At 31.4% G+C, this 15,900-nt stretch carries 15 protein-coding genes; 11 read left to right on the top strand and 4 right to left on the bottom strand.

Annotation, left to right across the window (positions count from 1 at the left end):
• Positions 1–11 precede the first annotated feature (11 nt).
• Positions 12–3,308 carry a carbamoyl-phosphate synthase large subunit gene (gene carB / locus HA140_RS05150; protein ID WP_209040061.1) on the top strand — a complete coding sequence of 1,099 codons (3,297 nt, stop codon included), beginning with the start codon at positions 12–14 and terminating at the stop codon, positions 3,306–3,308.
• Positions 3,309–3,312: 4 nt separating this feature from the next.
• Here the strand turns inward: carB and HA140_RS05145 are convergent, their stop codons facing one another.
• Positions 3,313–3,531, bottom strand: coding sequence for a DUF6447 family protein (locus tag HA140_RS05145; protein WP_209040060.1), 219 nt, complete (start codon positions 3,529–3,531; stop codon positions 3,313–3,315).
• Between the two features lie 30 nt (positions 3,532–3,561).
• Positions 3,562–5,208 (bottom strand): ABC transporter ATP-binding protein, encoded by a 1,647-nt coding sequence (locus HA140_RS05140; protein ID WP_245156228.1) that lies wholly within the window; start codon positions 5,206–5,208, stop codon positions 3,562–3,564.
• Positions 5,209–5,326: 118 nt separating this feature from the next.
• On the opposite strand from HA140_RS05140, the gene HA140_RS05135 reads away from it, so the two are divergent.
• Genes HA140_RS05135 through folP form a run of 3 tightly spaced genes read left to right on the top strand, consistent with a single transcriptional unit; the run spans position 5,327 to position 7,110 of the window.
• Positions 5,327–5,503, top strand: a complete 177-nt coding sequence (locus tag HA140_RS05135) for an RNA-binding S4 domain-containing protein (RefSeq protein ID WP_025952817.1) — start codon at positions 5,327–5,329, stop codon at positions 5,501–5,503.
• A gap of 52 nt (positions 5,504–5,555) precedes the next feature.
• On the top strand, positions 5,556–6,281 hold the full coding sequence (gene tpiA, locus HA140_RS05130) for a triose-phosphate isomerase (protein WP_209040058.1): 726 nt from the start codon (positions 5,556–5,558) through the stop codon (positions 6,279–6,281).
• The gene (gene folP, locus HA140_RS05125) at positions 6,265–7,110 is read left to right on the top strand and encodes a dihydropteroate synthase (RefSeq protein ID WP_209040057.1); all 846 of its coding nucleotides are present in this window, start codon (positions 6,265–6,267) and stop codon (positions 7,108–7,110) included. The genes tpiA and folP overlap by 17 nt, the downstream gene beginning before the upstream one ends.
• An 8-nt stretch (positions 7,111–7,118) precedes the next feature.
• Here folP and HA140_RS05120 read toward each other — a convergent pair whose 3' ends face one another.
• Positions 7,119–11,129 carry a magnesium chelatase subunit H gene (locus tag HA140_RS05120; protein ID WP_209040056.1) on the bottom strand — a complete coding sequence of 1,337 codons (4,011 nt, stop codon included), beginning with the start codon at positions 11,127–11,129 and terminating at the stop codon, positions 7,119–7,121.
• A gap of 102 nt (positions 11,130–11,231) precedes the next feature.
• Here HA140_RS05120 and dapB point away from each other — a divergent pair, with 102 nt between their 5' ends.
• The 7 genes from dapB (at position 11,232) to HA140_RS05085 (ending at position 15,715) form a co-directional block, all read left to right on the top strand.
• Positions 11,232–12,080 (top strand): 4-hydroxy-tetrahydrodipicolinate reductase, encoded by an 849-nt coding sequence (gene dapB / locus HA140_RS05115; protein WP_209040055.1) that lies wholly within the window; start codon positions 11,232–11,234, stop codon positions 12,078–12,080.
• A 1-nt stretch (position 12,081) separates the two neighbouring features.
• Positions 12,082–12,723 (top strand): hypothetical protein, encoded by a 642-nt coding sequence (locus HA140_RS05110; protein ID WP_209040054.1) that lies wholly within the window; start codon positions 12,082–12,084, stop codon positions 12,721–12,723.
• A gap of 18 nt (positions 12,724–12,741) precedes the next feature.
• Positions 12,742–13,896, top strand: a complete 1,155-nt coding sequence (locus HA140_RS05105; RefSeq protein WP_209040053.1) for an FAD-dependent monooxygenase — start codon at positions 12,742–12,744, stop codon at positions 13,894–13,896.
• A 5-nt stretch (positions 13,897–13,901) separates the two neighbouring features.
• Positions 13,902–14,096, top strand: a complete 195-nt coding sequence (locus HA140_RS05100; RefSeq protein ID WP_209040052.1) for a DUF2949 domain-containing protein — start codon at positions 13,902–13,904, stop codon at positions 14,094–14,096.
• 42 nt (positions 14,097–14,138) lie between these two features.
• Positions 14,139–14,663, top strand: a complete 525-nt coding sequence (locus tag HA140_RS05095) for a DUF3038 domain-containing protein (protein WP_308788992.1) — start codon at positions 14,139–14,141, stop codon at positions 14,661–14,663.
• Between the two features lies 1 nt (position 14,664).
• A complete protein-coding gene (locus tag HA140_RS05090; protein ID WP_209040051.1) occupies positions 14,665–15,255 on the top strand; it encodes a DUF4335 domain-containing protein in 591 nt (196 codons plus the stop codon).
• 91 nt (positions 15,256–15,346) lie between these two features.
• Positions 15,347–15,715: a nucleoside-diphosphate kinase gene (locus HA140_RS05085; protein WP_209040050.1), complete on the top strand. Its 369-nt coding sequence runs from the start codon at positions 15,347–15,349 to the stop codon at positions 15,713–15,715.
• 2 nt (positions 15,716–15,717) lie between these two features.
• Here HA140_RS05085 and HA140_RS05080 read toward each other — a convergent pair whose 3' ends face one another.
• A complete protein-coding gene (locus HA140_RS05080) occupies positions 15,718–15,879 on the bottom strand; it encodes a hypothetical protein (protein WP_209040049.1) in 162 nt (53 codons plus the stop codon).
• Positions 15,880–15,900 lie beyond the last annotated feature (21 nt).

Here is a 15,900-nt window from a genome sequence, read left to right as displayed (position 1 = left end):
GGTTTTTAATTATGCCTCAAAGAGGTGATCTTAAAAAAATACTTATTCTAGGTTCAGGACCAATTGTTATAGGACAAGCATGCGAATTTGATTATTCTGGCACCCAAGCTTGCAAAGCTTTAAGAAAAGCTGGTTACGAAATTATTTTAATAAATTCAAATCCTGCATCGATAATGACTGATCCTGAGATTGCAAGTAAAACATATATTGAACCATTAACTCCTGAAATTGTTTCTCAGATCATTTTAAGAGAAAAACCTGATGCAATCTTACCCACTATGGGAGGTCAAACTGCTTTGAACCTTGCGGTTAAATTATCAGAATCAGATTTTTTAAAAAAAAATAAAGTTGAATTAATTGGCGCTGATTTAAAAGCTATTAATAAAGCTGAAGATAGGAAATTGTTTAAGGAATCAATGGAAAAAATAAATGTAAATGTATGCCCATCAGGAATTGCATCAAACCTAAGTGAAGCAAAAGACGTATCAAAAAAAATTAATTCTTATCCTCTAATAATTAGGCCTGCATTTACTCTTGGTGGGGTAGGAGGTGGAATCGCTTTTAACCTTGAAGAATTTGTTGAATTGTGTAAAACAGGTTTAGAGGAAAGTCCAAGTAATCAAATATTGATTGAGAAATCACTCATCGGATGGAAGGAATTTGAATTAGAAGTAATGAGAGATACTGCAGATAATGTCGTAATAGTTTGCAGTATTGAAAATTTAGACCCCATGGGTGTTCATACTGGAGATTCTATTACTGTAGCTCCCGCCCAAACTCTCACAGACAAGGAATATCAGAGACTGAGGGACTTGTCATTGAAAATCATTAGAGAGGTAGGCGTTGAAACTGGAGGAAGTAACATTCAATTTGCAATAAATCCATCTAATGGAGAAGTTATTGTTATTGAAATGAATCCTCGTGTGAGTAGATCATCTGCTTTGGCAAGTAAAGCAACTGGATTCCCAATAGCTAAGATTGCAGCTTTATTATCAGTTGGTTATACACTCGATGAGATAACTAATGATATTACAAAAAAAACACCTGCATGTTTTGAACCTTCAATTGATTATGTCGTTACCAAAATTCCTAGATTTGCCTTTGAAAAGTTTAAAGGCTCCTCAAATACCCTAAGTACTGCTATGAAATCCGTAGGTGAGTCAATGGCAATCGGGCGTTCCTTTGAAGAATCATTTCAGAAAGCATTAAGGTCCTTAGAAATAGGCATTTTTGGATGGGAATGTGATTCGTTAGAAGAATTTAATGACGAGAATCACATGAGGAATAGTTTAAGGAACCCAACTTCTGAAAGAATTCTTATAGTTAAAAAAGCTATGCAGTTTGGCAAAACTAATTCTTATATTCATGAAGTTACTAATATAGATTTATGGTTTATAGAGAAACTACGTAATATCTATAATTTTGAACTTGAATTTTTGAAAGCAAAAAAGCTTTATGATCTTGATAGGGATTTGATGCTACATGCTAAACAATTAGGCTTTTCTGATCAACAGATAGCAAATTTAACTAATACTAATTTTTATGAAGTTAGAAAATATAGAAAAAGTTTAAATATAATGCCAATTTATAAAACAGTTGATACTTGTTCAGCAGAGTTCTCATCTTCGACTCCTTATCATTATTCAACTTACGAAGAAAGTTTTATTAACTTGAATACCGAAATTCTTGATTGCGAGATTTCAGAAAATAATAATTCCAAAAAAATTATGATTCTTGGAGGAGGTCCAAACAGAATTGGTCAGGGAATAGAATTTGATTACTGCTGTTGTCATGCTTCATATCAAGCTTCAACAAATGGTTACAAAACAATAATGGTTAATAGCAACCCAGAAACTGTATCAACCGATTACGATACCAGTGATATTTTATATTTTGAGCCTGTTACTTTGGAAGATGTGCTCAATATAATAGAAGCTGAAAATCCTTATGGATTGATCGTTCAATTTGGAGGACAAACTCCTCTCAAATTATCATTACCTTTATTTGAATGGCTTAAAACTGATGATGGGTTCAAAACTGGTTCAAAAATTCTCGGAACTTCTCCAATCTCCATTGATATAGCAGAAGACAGAGAGGAATTTACAAAAATACTCGAAGAATTAAGTATTAGACAACCTTTAAACGGTATTGCTCGCAATCAAAACGAAGCACAAGTGGTAGCAAAGAATATTGGATTCCCTTTAGTTGTAAGACCCTCTTATGTTTTAGGCGGTAGGGCAATGGAAATTGTTAAAGATGAAAGTGAATTATCAAGATACATTTCTGAAGCAGTTAAGGTATCACCTGACCATCCAATTCTTCTTGATCAATATTTGAATAATGCTATTGAGATAGACGTTGATGCTTTATGTGATTCAGAAGGATCAGTTGTCATTGCTGGTCTAATGGAACATGTGGAACCTGCAGGAATTCATTCTGGTGATTCGGCTTGTTGCTTACCAGCAATTTCTCTATCGGCTTCAACTATAGATAATGTAAAACTTTGGACTAAATTAATTGCAAAAAGACTGAATGTTATTGGCTTGATAAATTTGCAATTTGCAGTGATAAATTTAAACAATAAAGAAACCAAACTATTTATTCTTGAGGCAAATCCAAGAGCCTCAAGAACAGTACCATTTGTTTCAAAGGCTATTGGTAAACCAGTTGCAAAATTAGCTACTCAATTAATGCAAGGTTTAACATTAGAAGATATTAATTTCACCAAAGAATTTTCTCCAAAATATCAAGCAGTAAAAGAAGCTGTTTTACCTTTTAAAAGATTTCCTGGATCTGATACACTCCTAGGTCCTGAAATGAAATCTACTGGAGAAGTAATGGGTTTAGCTAAGGATTTCGGAATTGCTTATGCTAAGTCGGAATTAGCAGCAGGAAATGGTGTTCCTTCAGAAGGAGTAGCTTTTTTGTCTACTAATGACTTAGATAAAAAAAATCTTGAAGAAATTGCTAGGGAACTTTTGATTTTAGGATTTAAATTAATTGCAACAAAAGGAACAGCTGCATACTTGTTAGATTTAGGGATTAAAGTTGAAGAAGTACTAAAAGTACATGAAGGGAGACCAAATATAGAGGACCTAATTCGTTCTGGATTAGTTCAATTAATAATTAATACTCCAATAGGTTCTCAGGCTCTTCATGACGACACTTATCTAAGACGTGCTGCTTTAGAATATAATATTCCTACTTTTACAACCATTCCTGGGGCAAAGGCAGCAATTAAAGCAATAAAAGCTTTGCAAATTAATAATATTGATACTTACTCTTTACAAGAAATTCATAATTATTAGAATTTTACTCTAAGTTTTTTAGTTTTTCTCTTAATTGATTCGCTAAATAGTTTCTACTAATTGAAAGTAATTTCTGAGTATCTTCATGCATTTTAAGTTGCGTTTCTGCTATTTGTAATCCCTTTATAGATTCTTTTATGTCATTTGAAAGTTCATTTATCAAATACTTCTTTCCTTCAAATGTTAAAACTGGATTAGCAGAATCTTTTTTGTTTTCACTCATGGTATTAGGCTTTTAATAAATAAAATAACTTTATAATTTTTTAATCAATTGTTTTTCACATAATTCTTTATAAATTCCTGATTTATTGATCAAATCTATGTGTTTCCCAACTTCAATAATTTCACCTTTATCGAAAACAACTATTTTATTTGCCTCTTGAGTAGTAGCTAATCTATGAGCAATTACGATAACTGTTCTATCTTTCATCGCTCTATTAAGTCCTTCTTGGACTTCAGATTCTGATTCTGCATCTAACGCACTTGTGGCCTCGTCTAAAAGAAGAACTGATGGGTTTCCAAGTATTGCTCTTGCAATTGCTATCCTCTGGATCTGCCCCCCCGAGAAATTTGATCCTCTTTCAGTTATCTTAGTTTCATATTTCTCAGGAAGCTTTTGAATGAAGTTGTGAGCGTTTGCTATTCTTGCTGATTCTATAACTTCTTCTTTGGTGAAATTTCTGCCCATTCTTATTACATCAATAATTGTTCCTGAAAATAAAAAAGGCTGTTGTTGTACTAATGCAATATTTTTTCTAATATCTTTTGTATTTAATATTTTGAGATTTTTATCATCTATAAAAATGTCCCCATTATTTGGAGATAAAAACTTTAATATCAAAGCCAACATTGTACTTTTGCCAGCCCCAGAAGCTCCAACAAAGGCTGTGACTTCACCTCTTTTGATTTCTAAATTGATATTTTTAAGTACTTGATTATCTTTTTTGTAAGCGAAATATACTTTCTTGAAACTTATTTTGCCTTCAAAATTGGATAGCCTTCGTAAATTTTCTTTATCATCTTCGACAGGTTCTTGATTTATGTTTTTTAACCTTTTTATTGAGGCTTCTGCCTGCTTATAGTCATTAAAATTTGTACTCACATGGCTTATTGGATCAATAAGCATTAATATTGCAGCAAAAAAACTACTAAATTCTTCGCTTGTTAGAAGGCCTAGATTGATTCTTGCGGCTCCTAAACCTAATATTGCTAATATTCCAAATGCTTCAACAAATCCTACAACTGGATGTTGAAATGCAAGTAGTTTCAATGTTTTATATTTTGCTTTTTTATTTGTACTTAATCTTTTATAAAATCTTTTCTCAATCCAATTTTCTGCAGCAAAAGCTCTTATCGTAGACATTCCATTTATAGATTCACCTATTAAACCAGCTAAATTACTTGTTGATTCTTGACTTTTTTCAGATGCTATTAAAACTCTTCTTCCAAAACTGTTAACTGAAAGAATAATCAATGGTGCTAAAACGAATGTTGATACTGTTAGTGACCAGTCTAAATAAAACATGTAGATTATTACCGCTAACAACTGTAAAGTGCATGGAATAGTATCTTGAGCAGTTTTATAAATAACTTCGCTTACCCTGTCTGCATCTTCTGTAAGTCTATATGTGATGTCCCCGGCTGAAATATTTTCAACAGAATTCATCTTTATTTTTTGAATTCTGCTAAATAAATTTCCTCTCATAACTTCACTAATTTCTAAGGATGGTTTTGCTATGAATACATCCTGTCCAAATTGAGCAGTTTTCTGAACTAAAAATACAAATAAAGACTTAATTATTATGCTAGAAACTTTTGAAAGATCACCTGACCCAATTGCTGGTATTAAATTTCCAGCTAAATAAGCTAATAAAGGCCAACAAGCTACGTAAATAAGCATGCATATAAAACCCTTGATAAACCTATTTGAATATGGTCTGACTGGTGGTATTAGCCTCAAGATATTATATATTTAAATGTTTATCCTACTTTATCAATATCTTTGGGTATAAAAAACAATGAAATTGGATCAATTCTTAAAATGGAAAAATTTGGTATCTTCTGGTGGCGAAGCAAAAATTTTTATTAAATCCGGTTCTGTTAAGGTTAATGGTGCAATTGAGACTAGGAGAGGAAGGAAATTAAACAAGGGAGATAAAGTAATATTTCTAAAAAATGAATTAATTTTTGAATAGTTAGCGTATTCAACTCACTTTGTATTAGTATATTTTTCTTGGAGATAGTATTTTGAGAAATTCTGTAATTGCTGGTAATTGGAAAATGCACATGACTTGTGCTGAAGCTAAATCCTATTTAGAAGAGTTTATTCCTTTAATAAAAAATATTAAAGACGATCGTAAAGTTGTTATTGCTCCACCTTTTACAGCTATTTCAACCTTTTCTGATCATTCTGATTTTGATTATTTAGAAATTTCTAGCCAAAATATTCATTGGGAAGATCAAGGAGCATTTACTGCAGAAATATCTCCAAAAATGCTTATTGAACATGGTGTCTCATATGCAATTGTTGGACATAGTGAACCAAGGAAATATTTTAGTGAAAGTGATGAACAAATTAATAAAAGAGCAGTTTTTGCTCAAGCTAGTGGACTTACTCCAATAGTTTGTGTAGGAGAAACATTAGAACAAAGAGAGAGAGGAGAAGCTGATAGAGTTATTACTAGACAGGTTGAACAAGGATTAGAAAATACAGACCCATCTAATTTAATTGTTGCCTATGAACCAATATGGGCTATCGGCACTGGTAAAACATGTGAGGCAGAAGACGCTAATAAGATATGTTCTTTGATTAGGAAATTAATAGGTTTTGATGATGTAATTATTCAATATGGAGGATCTGTCAAACCTAATAATATTGACGAAATCATGTCTATGAGTGATATAGATGGGGTGTTAGTTGGAGGGGCTTCATTAGATCCGAATAGTTTCGCAAGAATTGCAAATTATCAATAAGAAAAATCCATGGCCAAAAGACTGGGGCCAAAAAACTTCGATTATGGGAGTTATTAATTTAACTCCTGATTCATTTAGTGATGGTGGGGAATTAAATACTTCAAAAAAAGTTTTGGGTCAAGTAAATCATTTCTTGAGTAATGGTGTTGATGTTGTTGATCTTGGTGCTCAAAGTACGAGACCTGGGGCTGAAGAAGTTGGATCTAGTATAGAAATTAAAAGATTGATCCCATATCTAAAATTAATAAAATCTGAATTTCCAGATGTTTTAATTTCTATTGATACTTTTAATTCTGAAGTGGCTTACGAAGCTCTTTTAAATGGTGCTGATTGGATAAATGATGTCACGGGAGGAAGAAGAGATATAAAAATTTTGGATGTTGTATCAAAATTCAACTGTCCATTCGTAATAACTCATAGTCGTGGTAATAGTCAAAACATGAATCAACTCTCTAATTACCAGAATGTATTGAATGATGTTAAGTGCTCGCTTGATAATTTAATAAAGAATGCTTTAGAAAAAAATATATCTGAAAGAAATATAATAGTGGATCCTGGAATAGGTTTTTCAAAGGATATCAATCATAATTTGGAAATCTTGAGAAACTTAGATGAATTTAAAAAATGGAATTTGCCAATTTTGATAGGTGCATCTAGGAAGAGATTTATAGGAGAAATTTTGAATGAGAAAAATCCAAAAGGAAGGGACATAGGAACACTTGCAATAAGTTGTCTTTGTTCTCAATTTAATATTGACATTGTGAGAGTTCACAACGTCAAACTAAATTATCAAATCCTGAAAGTAGCAGATAAAATTTACAGAAAATAATAAATTAATTATTCTTTAACTCCTTCGATTTTATCCTCTACCTCTTGGTATAGTTCTTTCAACTGTTCTATATTCTCATCTGAAGTTTCCCAATATCCCCTACCATTGACTTCTAGCAACGTTCCAACAATTCTTCTGAAACTATTAGGATTAAGATCCATTAATCTTTTCCTCATCTCTTCGTCATTTATAAATGTTTCATTAGTTTCTTCATATACAAAATTATCTACTTGACCACTTGTCGCACTCCAACCAAGGGTGTAATTAAGTCTGTTAGAAAGTTCTCTAACTCCTTCGTAGCCAGATTTGAGCATACCTTCATACCACTTAGGATTTAAAAGTTTTGTTCTTGAGTCTAATCTGATAGTTTCTCCAAGTGTTCTAACTTGAGCATTAGAAGTTGTTGTATCAGCTATGTAGCTACTTGGTTCTTTTCCGTCATCTCTTAATGTCTTGATCAATTTTGTTGGATCAGAATCAAAATAATGACTTACATCTGTTAATGAAATCTCTGAAGAATCAAGGTTTTGAAATGTAACATCTGCTGTTTTCATGACTGACTCAAATACCTCTCTTTTTTGATTCATCTCACCTGGATTATCGGCGTTAAAGGCATATGTTTTGCGAGATAAATACATTTCTTGTAATTCATTTTCTTCCTCCCATGTTGAATTTTCTACGGCTAAATTAACATTTGAACTGTAACTTCCACTTGCATTAGAGAATACTCTCGCTGAAGCTTCTCTGATAGAAGTACCTTCTTTTTCTGCTTGTTCTAGTGAATGTTTCCTTACAAAATTAGATTCCAATGGTTCATCAGCTTCAGCTGCTAATTTGACTGCCTGATCTATTAATGCCATTTGATTAATAAATAGATCTCTAAATACTCCTGAACAGTTAACTACTACATCTATTCTTGGCCTACCTAATTCTTCTAAAGGGATTAATTCTAGTTTGTTAATTCTTCCAACAGAATCTGGTTTTGGTTTTACCCCAACAAACCATAAGATTTGTGCCAGTGATTCTCCGTAAGTTTTGATGTTATCAGTACCCCATAAAACACAAGCTATTGTTTCAGGCCAAGTTCCTTGCTCTTCTTTTTGTTTTTCAATTAATTTGTCAACAACAGACTTTGCTGCAGCTACTGCTGCTGTAGTTGGGATTGACTGAGGATCAAGCGCATGGATATTTTTACCACTTGGTAAAACGCCTGGATTTCTTATAGGATCTCCACCTGGACCAGGTAAAACATAATTTCCATCTAGTGCTTTAATGAGGCTATCCATTTCTTTGTCAGCGCAGACCTGTTCCAGACAGAAAAGTAAGTAATCAAATAATTTATTTAATTCCTTCTGGTTAACTTCATTAAATCCGTTTAATCTGCATACTCTTAGCCAAGGGGTGGGTAGATTTAAACCAAAAACTTTAAGTAAATCGAAAAGTTTGGAAAGAAGTGATTTTTCTAAATAAACTCTGCCATTAACAATTTTTAAAGAGTTGACCATCGCAAAAATCGACTCTCTTGATGTTTTTATGATTTTTTCATTTAACTCTACAAATTTAAGTTCACCTCTATTATTACCATCATAAATTTGTTCAATAGTTAGACCGATGGATTCCGCGAGTAATCCAGGAAGAGATCTTAATCCTTCTTGTTCTCTCTCTAAAGATGCAATATTTACAAGTGTTGCAACAGCTTCTTCAGCTGTTGGAGCTTCTCCAATAGTATGAAGACCGCAAGGTAACAATCTACTTTCAATTTCCATCAACTGTTTATAGACATTCCCAACAAATAAATCTCTTTCATCTATTGAAAGTTCTTCTATGTCTTTTGAAGGAAGCTCTACATCTTTATCAAGGTTACATTGTTTAGAAGTCTCAACTATTGCATTAACAATTTGAATACCCCTGCTATTTTCTCTTAATTGTTGATAAGAACCAACAAGTTCACTTAGTTCTTTGAGTCCTTTGTAGAGTCCTGCATTTTCCGCTGGAGGAGTCAGATAACTAATAGTTGAAGCATATCCTCTTCTCTTCGCAATTGTTGCTTCAGATGGATTATTCGCAGCATAGTAATACAAATTAGGCAATGATCCAATGAGAGAATCTGGATAGCAAGTTTCACTCATGCCCATCTGTTTCCCAGGCATAAATTCAAGTGAGCCGTGAGTTCCAAAATGAAGAACAGCATCAGCCCCCCAGATTTTTTCTACATAGGTGTAATAAGCAGCAAAACCATGATGAGGACTAGCACTTCTTGAATAGAGCAATCTCATAGGATCTCCTTCATAACCGAATGTAGGTTGAACTCCTATAAAAACATTTCCAAAATGTTTTCCATAGATAAGAAGGTTTTGTCCATCACTATTAAGGTTCCCAGGAGGTTTACCCCAATTTTCTTCAAGTCTTTGTGAATATGGTGTGTACTCTTCGTATTCTTTAACTGACATCTTATGAGCAATATTTAACTCAGGAGAGCCATCCATTGCTTCGGGATTGTTAATTACTTTTTCCATTAATTCTTTTGAATTACTTGGAAGTTCATCTATTTGATATCCTTTCGATTTCATTTCAAGAAGTACTCTATAAATCGAACCAAAAACATTTAAGTATGCTGCCGTACCAACATTTCCTTTGTCTGGTGGAAAACTAAATACTGTGATGGCTAATTTTTTATCCTTTCTTTGTTTAACCCTTAAAGTTGACCATTTTATTGCTCTTTCAGCTATGACATCAACTCGATCTTGGAGCGTATGCGCTTTACCTGTAGCATCATCACGACCTGAGAGAATAATAGGTTCAATAGCACCGTCAAGCTCTGGAATTGCAATCTGAAGTGCTACCTGAACAGGGTGTAAACCTAGATCACTATCTTCCCATTCTTGTGTTGTTTGGAAGACTAATGGAAGTGCAACCATATATGGTCTATTTAACCTTTTTAGGGCTTCAATAGCTTTAGGATGATCTTGTCTTGCTGGCCCACCAACTAGTGCAAATCCTGTTAGAGATACAACTCCATCTACTATAGGTTGATCCTTATTTATGGAATCATAGTAAAATTCATTAACTGGTTTAGAAAAATCTAAACCTCCACAGAAGATAGGTAGTACTCTCGCACCTCTGTATTCCAATTCTTGAATAACAGCAACGTAATGAGCATCATCTCCCGTAACGATATGACTCCTTTGAAGAACTAAGCCTATTGTTGGAGTTTTGTCATTTTTAGGATTTATATCTTTCCTATTATTTTCCCAATTTTGATATTCTTTAAGGCTTTCAAACATGCAAGGAGCAAGAGGATGCCAAATTCCTAAATCTGGGAATGTTTCAGGGTCTTGAATTTTGAATTCTTCTATTTGATCTTTTATGATCTCTGAAACAGCGTACTTTTCAGAAATCATTAACAAGAAGTTTTTTAAATTCTCAGTGGTACCACCTAACCAATACTGAAAACTAAGAATAAATGTTCTAGCATCTTGAGCTTTTTCTACTGGTAAATATTTAAGTATTGAAGGTAGTGTATTTAATAACTTCAACATTGAATCTTGGAAACTTGCTCCATCAGATTCTTTTTTCTTTTTTATTAAATCTCCAATAATACTTTTAGATTGACCAAGTTGGGCCATACTAAATGAACCTAGCTTATTTAATCTCATTACCTCTGGCATGGAGGGGAAAATAATTGATGCTTTAAGTTTGTCTTTAAATGGAGATACTGCATCAACCACTTTTTGAGCAAGGTCTTCAATGAAAATTAGAGAAGCAACGAATATATCCGCATTAGCTATATCTTCTTTAAAATCTTCAAAATTACTATCATTCCTAAGTTCTTCAATAAGATAGCCGCTAAGGTCTATACCTATTGGACCATTCATTTTATTTATTGACTTTGCAGCTTCCGTTAAGGAATTTTGGTATTGTGGCTCAAGGACAACATAAACTGCTTTTATTACAACTTTGTGTTTGTTATCCTCAACAGGAGATACTCTGCGGTTTGCTGAGCGGACCTGCGTAAACATTGATTTTCTTTAAGTATTTCTACCAGCCTACGAATGAAAAGACGTTATTGTGTGCAATATAAATAGCGTGTAACAACCTTTAAAAAAAAATTTTTTAAAAAAATGATTGAAAATTCTAAAAAACCCATACCAGTACTAGTATCCGGAGCTTTAGGCAGAATGGGTAGCGAAGTTGTTAATACTGTTTTAAATTCTAATGATTGTGAACTTGTTGCAGCAATCGACATAAACGAAAAGAACAATGGCTCAAATATTTCTGAATTATTGAAGGTGAAAAATTGTGATGTTTTTGTTTCAAATGATTTTGAAGGAACTTTGTGTTCTGTCAGTCAAAATTATAGAAATGAAAAAATCAAACCTGTGCTGGTTGATTTTACTCATCCTGATTCTGTATATGAAAATACCAGATCAGCTATTGCATATGGTGTATCACCAGTAGTAGGAACTACAGGTCTCAGCCCTTCGCAAATACAAGATTTGTCTGTTTTTGCTGAGAAAGCATCGGTTGGTTGTGCAATAATTCCTAATTTTTCAGTAGGTATGGTTCTTCTTCAGCAGGCGGCATCTGTAGCTGCAAGGTTTTATGACAATATTGAATTAATAGAAATGCACCATAATCAAAAAGCTGATTCTCCTAGTGGGACTTGTATAAAAACTGCAGAAATGATTGAAGAATATCCAAAGAAATTTAATCAGAATTTAGTAAACGAGTCTGAGTCATTGAAAGGTGTACGGGGTGGGCTCAGAGATTCAGGAATTAATATACATTCTGTACGATTACCAGGATTACTCGCTCATCAGTTAGTAATTATGGGATCTCCTGGTGAAACCTACACAATTAAGCATGACACTATTGATAGAAAGGCATATATGCCAGGAGTTTTACAGGCTATTAAAAAAATTGGTAATTATGAAATTTTAGTTTACGGACTTGAAAAATTGATTTTTTAAAATGATAATTCCAATTAATTCAAGTCAAATTTCAAAACTAATTCCTGCAGTTGGTACAGGAAGTCAATTTAAGTACGCGTTGGGGAATCCGAGAAAAATTCTTCAAAGAGTAATAATTTCTTCAATTGGTGGATTTATCTCATTAATTATTAGTTCGACTGGAGATCAAACTAATAATTTCTGGTTATTCTTATGTGTAGGTTTCTTTTTGTATATCATCTGGGGCCCAATTCTTGAATCAAGTAGAAAAAATTTGCAGTTAAGAAAATATAAATTTTTTTCTATATTTGATGGCTACGTATCAGATATCTATAAAACAGAAAAGATTGAAAGTTCAAGAGAACAATCTAATAGGCAAGGTCGATTAGAAGTTATCGAAAACAAAAGAACTTGGTTAGTACTTGAATTAGAAGATGAAGATGGTTATTTGGAAAAATTAAGTTTTCCTATGGAAAATAAGCATAGTCAAATTAGGGTGGGTTCGAGTATTAGATGTTTAATAACATCTAATAACCGTAATTTTGACAGAGATTTTTATTTGACCGATGCATGGCTTCCTGAAACTAACTTATGGGTTGGTGAGTACCCCTATTTATTAAGACCAGCATTTGAGGAAATTTGCTATATTTATTTGAATAGATAGTTGATGAAATATAATTTGATGAAAAACAAACTCAATTTTAAAATTGTTGGATCAGGTCCCACAGGTTTATTACTTTCAATTGTACTTTCAAAATTTGATTGCAATATTTTTTTAACTGATTTATTAACAAAAGATAGATTAATTGATAAAGATAAAACTTATGCAATAACTCACTCAACAAGAAAAATCTTATCTAAATTCAGACTTTGGGAAAAATTAGAACCATTTTTATTTGGCTTCGATACCCTTTCAATTTCAGATAGCGTAACTTCTTCTTTTACCAACTTATGTACTTCTGACTTAGATGATGATATAAGTTCTGCTGAAAATATTGGCTGGGTAGTTAGACATTCGGATCTTATGAACGTATTTTTTCAAGAGATTGATAACTATGAAAATATTTTTTTTATGACACCACAGAGATTGTTACGTAAAAAAATATTATTTGATTATCAATTCTTTTCAACAGGGGCAAACTCACTTGATAAAAAATCCATAGATTTTGTAGATATAAAAAAATCTTATAGTCAGTCTTGTTTAACTTTTAAAGTTTCTCTTAGAGGTCATTGTGAAAAGCGAGCTTATGAAATTTTTAGAAAAGAAGGCCCTCTTGCATTATTACCTTTAGAAAAAAACTTATATCAAGTAATTTGGACTTCCAGTACATTTAAGGCAATTGAAAGGTTAAATTCTGACAAGAATTTTTTAATGGACAATTTATCAACAATCTTGCCAAATGGATTTAAGTTGGACCAAATAATTGGTGAATTTAATATTTTTCCTGTTTCATTATCTTTAAATCTACCATTTTTAAATTTTAAAAAATTAGTTTTTGTAGGAGATGCATTTCATACATTTCATCCTGTTGGTGGTCAGGGTCTAAATACTTGTTGGAGAGATGTTAATACTATCTATGATCTTTTTAATAAAAATAATGCTACTACTAAAATGCAATTGATATTATTTAAATTTAAATATTTTTCTAGCAGGATTTTAGATATTATCTTCACTATTTTTATAACTGACTCATTGATTTCAATTTTTGCTAATAGAAACGTTTTTTTATTTCCAATTAGGAAATTTTCATTTTTACTTTTAAATAAATTTCTTTTTACTAGAAAATTAGTTCTAAATCAAATGACTAAATCTCTCATTTACTCAAGTATTAAATAGAATTCATGAATAATAATTTATCTAAAGAAATGATAACTTATTTATTCAATGTATTAGGTTTAGATGAATCTACTATTGAACTTGGCATAAAATTATCTATAAAAAATAACACTCCATTACCAATATTATTATGGAGTTATGGAATGCTAACTATTGAAGAACTAGATAAGTTATATTCATTTTTATTTCAAAAAATCTAATGATAATTCTGTTATAATTTAATAATATTTTAAAAGAGAACAATTACTGTTTTAACTAAAGTAAATAAGGTATCAAGGCGATCTATAGAAAAGCTTGATTTATTAATACTAATACTCGAGACCATAGATTTAAATGGTATTGACTCTTTTTATGCTTTATCAAATAGACTCAACTTAAATGAGTTTTTGCCAAATAAAATTACTATTTGGAAACTAAGGAATAATAATCCCTTGAGAAAATCTTATATTAATAACAATATTAAATCAGATGAATTTGATGCCTTAATACTTATAACTGTTGAAATGTCTAAATATTTATATCCTTATATTAGAGAGATACTTAACTCTAGAGAAGATTCTAAGAAGAATCCAGTTGTCTGGAACGATTTTCAAAAAAGATTTATAGAGTTAATTAAAGAAAGATTTAATATAAATAGTATGAGAGTTAAAAAGCTTTTAAATCAAACTGAAAATGATGGAATAATCATAAAATCTTTGTTAATGTTAGCGTTTTGTATTTCTAATGACGGTAATAAAAAGTTAAAGAATTTTCTAGTTAATTTTTAATATGCTGCAGAATAAATTATCGTTTCATCAATCTTCAGTTAGTCTTGAAATAATAGGATTACCTGATTATTCAAACAATGAAAATAATGTTCAAATATCAATAATTTCAGAATGGAATTTAAAGATTATTGGTAAACCACTTATTGAAGGCAAAATTGACCATTTAGTTCAAATTATGGATGCATTTTATATATATTCAAATCTTCTAATAACTAATAAAATCCCATTATATGAGTCCAAATTGATAGATATAAAAGCTGAGAATCTCCACCTTCATAATATTGTTCTCAAAAGCTCTAAGCCAGATGTTAAACCATTAATTATAAAGATTGGCAATTCATTATTGTCTGATATTGTTAATTGTTTTGATCAGTTAAATGAATCATCTGAAGTTAAGATAAAAAAATCTTCTGTTTTTAATAATGATCCTAAAAAGGTAAATTTTTCATTTAAAAATAAAGTTAAATTTCTAAATTTTTTTATACCTCCTTTCATCTCAATTTGCTCTTTAGCTCTTCTTTCCTCGACTCTTATTTATTTTTATAATCCACTTGAAAATAACGAAAAAAATGAACTAGTTAATCCAAAATAATCCCCTTATAGCATCATAACTGTAAAAACGATAGTATAGGATAATTTTCTTTTCAAAGTAAATTATTAATTTATTCTTTGAGTTTTGATGTATGGCAGATTTAAACATCCCTAATTTGAATAAGAAGTCTGGTAAATATATTTTTAAAAAAAAATTAAGTTTAAGAAGAAAGCCTAAAAAGAGACTATTTATCGAATCTGTTTTAATGTTTATTTCCGGTCTTTTTTTAATTTATATAAATTATTTAATACCTAATAAGAGTTCGCTTCTACAAAATGTCCCAACAGCTTTAAATAGAATATTTTTATTAATTATTGATCTCTTTTCAAACTTATCTGATGTATTTTTGGTACTTTTTATTTTTATTTCTTATCTTGTAACCTTGATTTTATTTATAGGAATTTTCAATAGGATAGTCAGGATTGCTAGTAGAAAAACTAGAATTATAAATTATAAATAATCTCAAATTGGTTGCATGAGACCGCCACTTCCAGAATCTGAATCATCATCATCGTTTTCTGTCTCGACTCCTAAAAGTGCATAAATTCCCAAAACTAGTGATGACAATACAATTGTTAGAGGTAAAATTGAACTTTGAACTCCGACGTCTATATATTCACCCATGTAGAAAATTAAATTTTTATA

The organism is Prochlorococcus marinus CUG1417, from assembly GCF_017695975.1.
GTDB classification, from domain to species: domain Bacteria; phylum Cyanobacteriota; class Cyanobacteriia; order PCC-6307; family Cyanobiaceae; genus Prochlorococcus_A; species Prochlorococcus_A marinus_AG.
This window is presented reverse-complemented; position numbering and strand designations above follow the sequence as displayed.

What these genes read in the sequence shown, in the direction of transcription:
- carB (WP_209040061.1), top strand. Translation starts at nt 12, where the DNA reads ATGCCTCAAAGAGGTGATCTTAAAAAAATACTTATTCTAGGTTCAGGA.
- HA140_RS05145 (WP_209040060.1), bottom strand. Translation starts at nt 3,531, where the DNA reads ATGAGTGAAAACAAAAAAGATTCTGCTAATCCAGTTTTAACATTTGAA.
- HA140_RS05140 (WP_245156228.1), bottom strand. Translation starts at nt 5,208, where the DNA reads ATGCTTATTTACGTAGCTTGTTGGCCTTTATTAGCTTATTTAGCTGGA.
- HA140_RS05135 (WP_025952817.1), top strand. Translation starts at nt 5,327, where the DNA reads ATGAAATTGGATCAATTCTTAAAATGGAAAAATTTGGTATCTTCTGGT.
- HA140_RS05120 (WP_209040056.1), bottom strand. Translation starts at nt 11,129, where the DNA reads ATGTTTACGCAGGTCCGCTCAGCAAACCGCAGAGTATCTCCTGTTGAG.
- dapB (WP_209040055.1), top strand. Translation starts at nt 11,232, where the DNA reads ATGATTGAAAATTCTAAAAAACCCATACCAGTACTAGTATCCGGAGCT.
- HA140_RS05110 (WP_209040054.1), top strand. Translation starts at nt 12,082, where the DNA reads ATGATAATTCCAATTAATTCAAGTCAAATTTCAAAACTAATTCCTGCA.
- HA140_RS05105 (WP_209040053.1), top strand. Translation starts at nt 12,742, where the DNA reads ATGAAAAACAAACTCAATTTTAAAATTGTTGGATCAGGTCCCACAGGT.
- HA140_RS05100 (WP_209040052.1), top strand. Translation starts at nt 13,902, where the DNA reads ATGAATAATAATTTATCTAAAGAAATGATAACTTATTTATTCAATGTA.
- HA140_RS05090 (WP_209040051.1), top strand. Translation starts at nt 14,665, where the DNA reads ATGCTGCAGAATAAATTATCGTTTCATCAATCTTCAGTTAGTCTTGAA.
- HA140_RS05085 (WP_209040050.1), top strand. Translation starts at nt 15,347, where the DNA reads ATGGCAGATTTAAACATCCCTAATTTGAATAAGAAGTCTGGTAAATAT.
- HA140_RS05080 (WP_209040049.1), bottom strand. Translation starts at nt 15,879, where the DNA reads ATGGGTGAATATATAGACGTCGGAGTTCAAAGTTCAATTTTACCTCTA.